Here is a 6,678-nt window from a genome sequence, read left to right as displayed (position 1 = left end):
TAAGTCACCGAGCGGGCGTAAACGCTTCAATGTTTTAGGAGCATTAAATGCAATAACTCATGAAGTTATTCTGGTAACATATGACACTTATATTACGGCAACTCAAGTCTGTGAACTCCTTGAAAAAATAGCTGCTTTAGAACTAATGATTCCCATCACTCTAGTCTTAGATAATGCCCGCTATCAAAAATGTAAAATTGTTGAAGAATTAGCTCTTTCTTTGTCAATATAACTGCTCTATCTGCCGTCTTATTCACCTAATCTAAATTTAATTGAAAGGCTGTGGAAATTGTTCAAAAAGAAATGTTTATATGGTAAATATTATGAAAACTGTTCTGACTTTTCTTCAGCCATTTATGAATGTTTGAATGATGCCCATTTGAAACATAAAAAGGCTTTAGCGATTTTTGTCAATTGTTTTTGCTCTAGAGCGAACTAATCAATTAAGTCTCTTGCCAGATAAGGATTTAGTCGATTTATGCCCCCCTATCGAACCATACCAAGTAACGAAGAACCCATAAAAAAGAACTGGATTCCTTGCTGATTCTACGATTTCAGAAGTTTAATAAATCTCAGATTATGAACGTCTAAAGTATAGACCCGAGTTATGGAATCGGCAGTCGCTGGAATATCGATGAAAATATGGTTAATGATGCCGTTAACTTTATAGAACAGCTTGTTGAAAATATCCATCAGGTACTTGAGGACATCCACTAGCCGAGAATTTCCCCGGCAGTCCAGCAATAAATACTTATGATTTCTCAGGAAATTATAACAATTATTAAATAATGTGTAGTTTTGTATACTGATGTCAAGAACTTAGCTACAATATGAAGTGGCGTAAGATATATAGAGATTAGCTAGTGAGTCGGCATCAAGACAGTCAAACTGACCGGAAACGAGAAGAAACACAGTTCACTCCTTACAGTGCAGAAGCGATCGCTCAACAATACCGTTACAAACCTTGGCAATTGTTCGGTCGCGCTTTCGTGATTACTTGGTCTTTAGGATTATTTCTCCTCAGTCTCCTCTGGGACAAATGGACAAAGCAAGAAGAAGCCAATAAATACCAGCGTGCCAGCGAACTTAGGCAAATTCTCACCTGTTTGGGTCCCACCTTCATCAAAGTCGGTCAAGCTCTCTCTACCCGCCCCGACCTCGTTCGCAAAGACTTTTTAGACGAATTAGTTAAACTACAAGACCAACTTCCCCCCTTCGATAACGACATCGCTTTTGCCCTTATCGAGACAGAATTGGGAATGCCTGTAGAAAAAGCCTATCGGGAAATATCCCCCACCCCTGTGGCTGCCGCTAGTTTAGGACAGGTTTACAAAGCTATTCTACCCACCGGCGAAGAAGTAGCCGTTAAAGTGCAAAGACCGGGTCTGCGGGCGCTTTTAAGCCTCGATTTATACCTAATGCGCTGGGCTGCCCAAAAATTCGGTCCTTTATTACCCCTCAATCTCGGCCACGACCTCACCCTGATTGTCGATGAATTCGGCACCAAACTCTTTGAGGAAATCGACTATCAAAACGAAGGTCGCAACGCTGAAAAATTCGCCACCAACTTCCAAAATAACCCCGAAGTTAAAGTTCCCAGTATCTACTGGCGTTATAGTGGTCGCCGCGTCCTCACCCTGGAATGGATTGATGGCTATAAACTCACCGATACCGAGAATATCAAAGCTTTAGGATTAGACCCCAATAGTATCGTTAAAATCGGCGTAACCTCTGGATTACAGCAACTCCTCGAACACGGCTTTTTCCACGCTGATCCCCATCCGGGTAATCTTTTCGCCACTTTTGATGGTCGCATGGCCTATATCGATTTTGGCATGATGGACCAGTTAGAGGAGGAAACTAAAGAAACCCTCGCTAGTTGCGTCGTCGATTTAATTAACAAAGACTACGAAAACCTGGCCGCCAACTTTGTCAAACTGGGATTTTTAACCCCAGAAACCGATATAAAACCAATTATTCCGGCTCTAGAACGGGTTTTAGGCAATGCCATCGGTCAAAGGGTCGGTGACTTCAATTTCCGCACTATTACCGATGATTTCTCCGAATTGATGTACCAATATCCCTTCCGGATTCCCGCCAAATTCGCCCTGATTATTCGTTCCCTCGTCACCCAAGAAGGGGTGGCCCTTACCCTCGATCCTAACTTCAAAATCGTCCAAGTAGCCTATCCCTACGTCGCTAAACGTCTCCTGACCGGGGAATCGCCCCAACTGCGGCGGCGTTTACTGGATGTACTGTTCAAAAACGGTAAATTCCAATGGCAACGCCTAGAAAACATGATTACAATGGCTCGCTCGGAAAGTAACTTCGATTTACTGCCCACAGCGCAATTAGGCATCACTTTTCTTCTCTCGGAAGAAGGTCGTTATCTGCGTCGTCAATTGCTATTAGCTTTAACGGAAGATGACCGTCTCCACACTGCCGAAGTGCAACGTCTCTGGGGTTTAATTCAAGGAGAATTGCAACCGCGGCGACTCTTGGATGTGGCCATGAGCGCTTTTCGGGAATTATCCAGCCAAGGTGTGGCCGCTGTCCTTCCGCGAGAAACCAGTTCGCGTTAAAGTGTTTAAGGTCATCATCGCTTAATCACTTTTTCTATGGATTATTATTTTCTGCCCCAACCGCCCTATTTTCTAGTTTTTGCCGGTTTATTTATCGGTATTACCTGCGGGGCCGCTTTTGAAGCTAGTCTCAAGCAAGTGGTTAAAAATTGGTATAAAAATAAGGGTTCAGACGATCAAAATCTTTTAAAATCCAGTGCCTTACAAATTCCTTTTATTGGTATTTGTGTAGGAATCTGTCTTTTCCTGGCCTCGGGATTAGATATATTTATTCTCAATGGTTGGGTTGCCTACGCTATCTCTCTCCCGATGACTATCTTTATTGGTGGTTTGGTTTGGAGTCAGTTAGGGGAATTATTAGGCCAATTACAGCGCGGTGGTTCTAAAGAAATTGACCTCGATTATCGGGGATAATTAGGAGGCAGCAAACATTTAGGACTAAGATAATAGGTGTTAGCAGATAGGAAAGATCAACTCCCCCACAACTAACACCAAAACCCTAGTTATACCCAATTTCCCAGCTATTTTGGCCCGCAATTTTAGATGCAAAAACCTTTAGCATGGCATTGGCGATCGCTTCCTCTGCATCAGCGCACTGGTTCCGAGGTTTTTGCCTGCTTATTCTGCCAAGATGCGATCGCTACTTTACTAGAAAGTCCCTATCCGGGTAATTCCCTTTCCCGTTACTCTCTTTGTGCTGGTTCCCCGCGTCAGCTTTGGACCCCCGCACTAGGGGAAATTTTGCCCTTTTTAAGCAGTTTACTCCCCCAAACCCGATCGGATGTTCTTCCCGATCATCTTCCCTTCCATGGCGGTTGGTTGGGGTGGTTAGGCTACGATTTAGCTTGGGAGATAGAAAAATTACCGGACAGGAAAGCTGATACTCTCCCTTTTCCCGTCGCTTATTGGTATGAACCGGATAGTTTTGCCATTCTCGATCACCAAGCACAAATTCTCTGGTTAGCTGCCACTAAACCCGAAGATTTAGATAAATACGAACAATCTTTAACCACTAACCCCGATTTTGAGTTGATCGATCCCCATCCCTCTCCCTTAATCTTTTATACCTCTCAACTCGACTACGAAAAAGCTGTTAAAAAAGCCTTAGATTATATCAGAAAAGGCGATATTTTTCAAGCAAATTTATCCCTAAGATTTCAAAGCACAACTAGGGCAAAAGGATGGCAAATTTATCGCAGTTTACAACAGATAAACCCTTCTCCTTTCGCTAGTTATTGGCGCACCCCTTGGGGAGAAATGATTAGTTGTTCTCCCGAAAGATTGGTAAAATTAGAAAGGGGAATAGCCAGCACTAGACCGATCGCTGGAACCCGTCCCCGGGGTAAAACCGAGGCACTCGATCGACAATTAGCCGAGGAACTATTAACTAATAAAAAAGAGCGGGCCGAGCATATTATGCTAGTGGATCTAGAACGCAATGATCTGGGTAGAGTTTGTGAATGGGGATCGGTTGATGTGGATGAATTACTGACGATCGAGCGTTATAGCCATGTTATGCACTTGGTCAGTAATGTTCAAGGAAAATTAGGTAAAAAGTATCATGCTATTGATTTAATTAAAGCTCTTTTCCCCGGGGGAACAATTACCGGTTGTCCGAAAGTTCGCTGTCTAGAAATTATCGAAGAATTGGAACCGATGCGACGCAATTTATTCTATGGTTCCTGTGGCTATATTGACCTACGGGGTCATTTAGATTTGAATATTCTCATCCGTACCCTATTAATGACCACTCAAGGGAATTTTAACACCGTTTGGGGACAGGTGGGAGCGGGAATAGTTGCCGATAGCGATCCCGAAAAAGAATGGTTAGAATCCCTTCATAAAGCTGAGGCACAATTAATCGCTTTACGTTCTTTTTAATTTTTGATTTCAACAAACTAACCTAAGTAGGTAGGCATTAAAAATTATCAGATGCCCCCCTTATTAAGGGGGGACTAAGGGGGGATCGGCACCCCCCTTATCAAGGGGGATCCCCCCGCCTTTGGCTTCCCCCCTTATCAAGGGGGGCTAGGGGGGATCGAACCTAAAATCCATGTTTAATTTAATTATAACCAGCTACCTATTGTTGCATCTAAAACCGCTCTTTTTACTTTTTACCTTATCTGCTATTTTGTAGGATAGCTGCCGATCTTGAACCCTATTCATGAATCAAATTTCTATCGCTGTTACTTTTTTTCTTAGTTTAGTCTTGACCTCGCTTCCCTTTTTACTTTTGGGGACAGCCGTTTCCAGTTTTTTGCTGGTTTTCGTCAATAAACAGCGATTAGCGGCGATATTTCCCCGTAATCGAGTCTTAGGAGCGATCGTTGGCAGTGCCATCGGATTAATTCTACCCGTCGGACAATACGGCACGATTCCCGTCGCTAGAAGATTCTTATTAGAGGGAGTACCCCCGGGGGTGGTGTTTAGCTTTCTCACCGCTGCACCTACCCTAAATATCGTCACTCTTTGGCTAACTTGGCAGACTTTCAGCTATTCTAGTGTTTTCTTCTATCGATCGCTTTCGGTCTGGTTAATGGCAATTGTTATCGGCACTCTCTTTAGTTTCTATCGGGAAAACCCCCGCACCGATAGCGAAATTCCCCTAGAATCGAGTTTAGTTCTTTCCGGGAGTTTTTTACCAGAGGAAGCAGCCAGTCAACCCCTACAAAGAGTCGGCAGTCTTGTTTATGAGTATAAAACTAGAGATAGGCAAGCTTGGCCAATTTCTGTGCAGTTATTTCTCGATAACTTTATCGATGAAGCACTGGAATTAGGGGGATTATTAATTATTGGCTGTGCGATCGCTAGTGTCTTTCAGCTATTATTACCTCAGAGTCAATTAATTGCCTGGGGGAATACTCCCGCTACTCAAATTCTCGTGCAGTTGTTCTTTGGTTTCACTCTCGCTGTTAATGCTAGTCTTAGCTCTTTTGTCCCCGGTTCTTTAATTACTAATCTGTCCGTGGGTTCCACTCTAGCTTTTTTACTGGTTGCTTCCCTCATTGATATTAAAGCTTTTATCCTCCTCCTATCAGCTTTCCGTCCTAAAATCGTCCTTTATTTCGGAATTTTATGCCTGTTAATGACTTTTTTAGTGGCTCTGATCCTCAGTTTCTATCTAGGTTGAATTCCTTCCGGATCAGAAAAATTTTCTCTTGACAAAAGCCCCTTGACATGATACTATATTCATAATGGAAAATCCGTGCGCCTACAAGCCCTATTTTCCTAAGCATTTAAACTCTAACTCATCCTGATTCTGCTTGCCGGAGTTGTTTAGTTGTTTTTGAATGGGTTTCGGAATAATAACTCTGTAGTTCACGCTTGAGTTGCCTCATATTCTTCGAGGGTTAGATAGTCTCCTGCTTGATAAGCTGATTCAGAAGCGATTATGTTAGCTTGCTCTTCTTCTGTAATTTCTATTGCAGTATGTCGTTCTTTGATAAAGAGCAAAAAGTCAAGTAATTCAGTCAAAAGGGTGTCAGGTGTCTGCTCGATTTCTTTAATTAGTTGTTCTTTGAGTGTCATAGCTTTATCAGTAATCAGTAATCAGTAATCAGTTATCAGTGATTAATTCCATCATAGTCGATGATTAGGTGGTGGGTTACTGGACTAGGTAATAGGTGTAGGGGTAATTCATGAATTACCCCTACAATCGGCTAGGTTTTTCTGGATGTTGTCAAAATTTTCTCTTGACAAAAGCCCCTTGACATGATATTATATTCATAATGGAAAATCCCTGCGCCTACAAGCCCTATTTTCCCAAGCATTTAAACTCTAACTCATCTTAATTCTGCCTGCCGGAGTTGCGACAACATAGTTTTATAGTTCTCCATAATTGTTTGGGTATGGGGATGATTTTTCCCTAATACTTGGGTAGCAATCTTAATCGCTTCTAGATAGAGAGGTTCTGCTTCTGTGTACCTGCCTTGGTAACAGTACAATGCTGCTAAATTGTTGAGGGAAAGTGCCACAGAGGGATGATTGTCTCCTAAGAGTCGTTTTCTCAAATCTAATGCTTCTAGATAGAGAGGTTCTGCTTCTGTGTACCTGCCTTGGGAATCGTACAATGCTGCTAAATTGTTGAGGGAAGTTG

The 6,678-nt window shown here is 42.6% G+C and carries 6 protein-coding genes and 1 pseudogene; 5 read left to right on the top strand and 2 right to left on the bottom strand.

What is annotated here, in order from left to right:
- From EWV66_RS22595 to EWV66_RS22575, 5 genes and pseudogenes are all read left to right on the top strand, one after another.
- A pseudogene (locus tag EWV66_RS22595) lies at positions 1 to 439 on the top strand (IS630 family transposase); the annotation flags it as partial.
- A gap of 424 nt (positions 440 to 863) precedes the next feature.
- Positions 864 to 2,582: an ABC1 kinase family protein gene (locus EWV66_RS22590; protein ID WP_002788657.1), complete on the top strand. Its 1,719-nt coding sequence runs from the start codon at positions 864 to 866 to the stop codon at positions 2,580 to 2,582.
- A 36-nt stretch (positions 2,583 to 2,618) separates the two neighbouring features.
- A complete protein-coding gene (locus EWV66_RS22585; RefSeq protein WP_287109260.1) occupies positions 2,619 to 2,996 on the top strand; it encodes a hypothetical protein in 378 nt (125 codons plus the stop codon).
- A 129-nt stretch (positions 2,997 to 3,125) separates the two neighbouring features.
- Entirely contained in the window at positions 3,126 to 4,463 is a 1,338-nt protein-coding gene (locus EWV66_RS22580) for an anthranilate synthase component I (RefSeq protein WP_052277860.1), read from the top strand.
- A gap of 283 nt (positions 4,464 to 4,746) precedes the next feature.
- Complete coding sequence (locus tag EWV66_RS22575) at positions 4,747 to 5,712, top strand: permease (protein WP_052277859.1); 966 nt, start codon at positions 4,747 to 4,749, stop codon at positions 5,710 to 5,712.
- Between the two features lie 188 nt (positions 5,713 to 5,900).
- Here the strand turns inward: EWV66_RS22575 and EWV66_RS22570 are convergent, their stop codons facing one another.
- Both EWV66_RS22570 and EWV66_RS22565 read right to left on the bottom strand, forming a co-directional pair.
- Complete coding sequence (locus EWV66_RS22570) at positions 5,901 to 6,110, bottom strand: hypothetical protein (RefSeq protein ID WP_002760925.1); 210 nt, start codon at positions 6,108 to 6,110, stop codon at positions 5,901 to 5,903.
- 254 nt (positions 6,111 to 6,364) lie between these two features.
- The coding region (locus tag EWV66_RS22565) for a tetratricopeptide repeat protein (RefSeq protein ID WP_287109259.1) at positions 6,365 to 6,678 on the bottom strand (314 nt) is incomplete at its 5' end.

Origin of the sequence: Microcystis sp. M_OC_Ca_00000000_C217Col (assembly GCF_007095585.1) — a bacterium.
GTDB classification, from domain to species: domain Bacteria; phylum Cyanobacteriota; class Cyanobacteriia; order Cyanobacteriales; family Microcystaceae; genus Microcystis; species Microcystis panniformis.
This window is presented reverse-complemented; position numbering and strand designations above follow the sequence as displayed.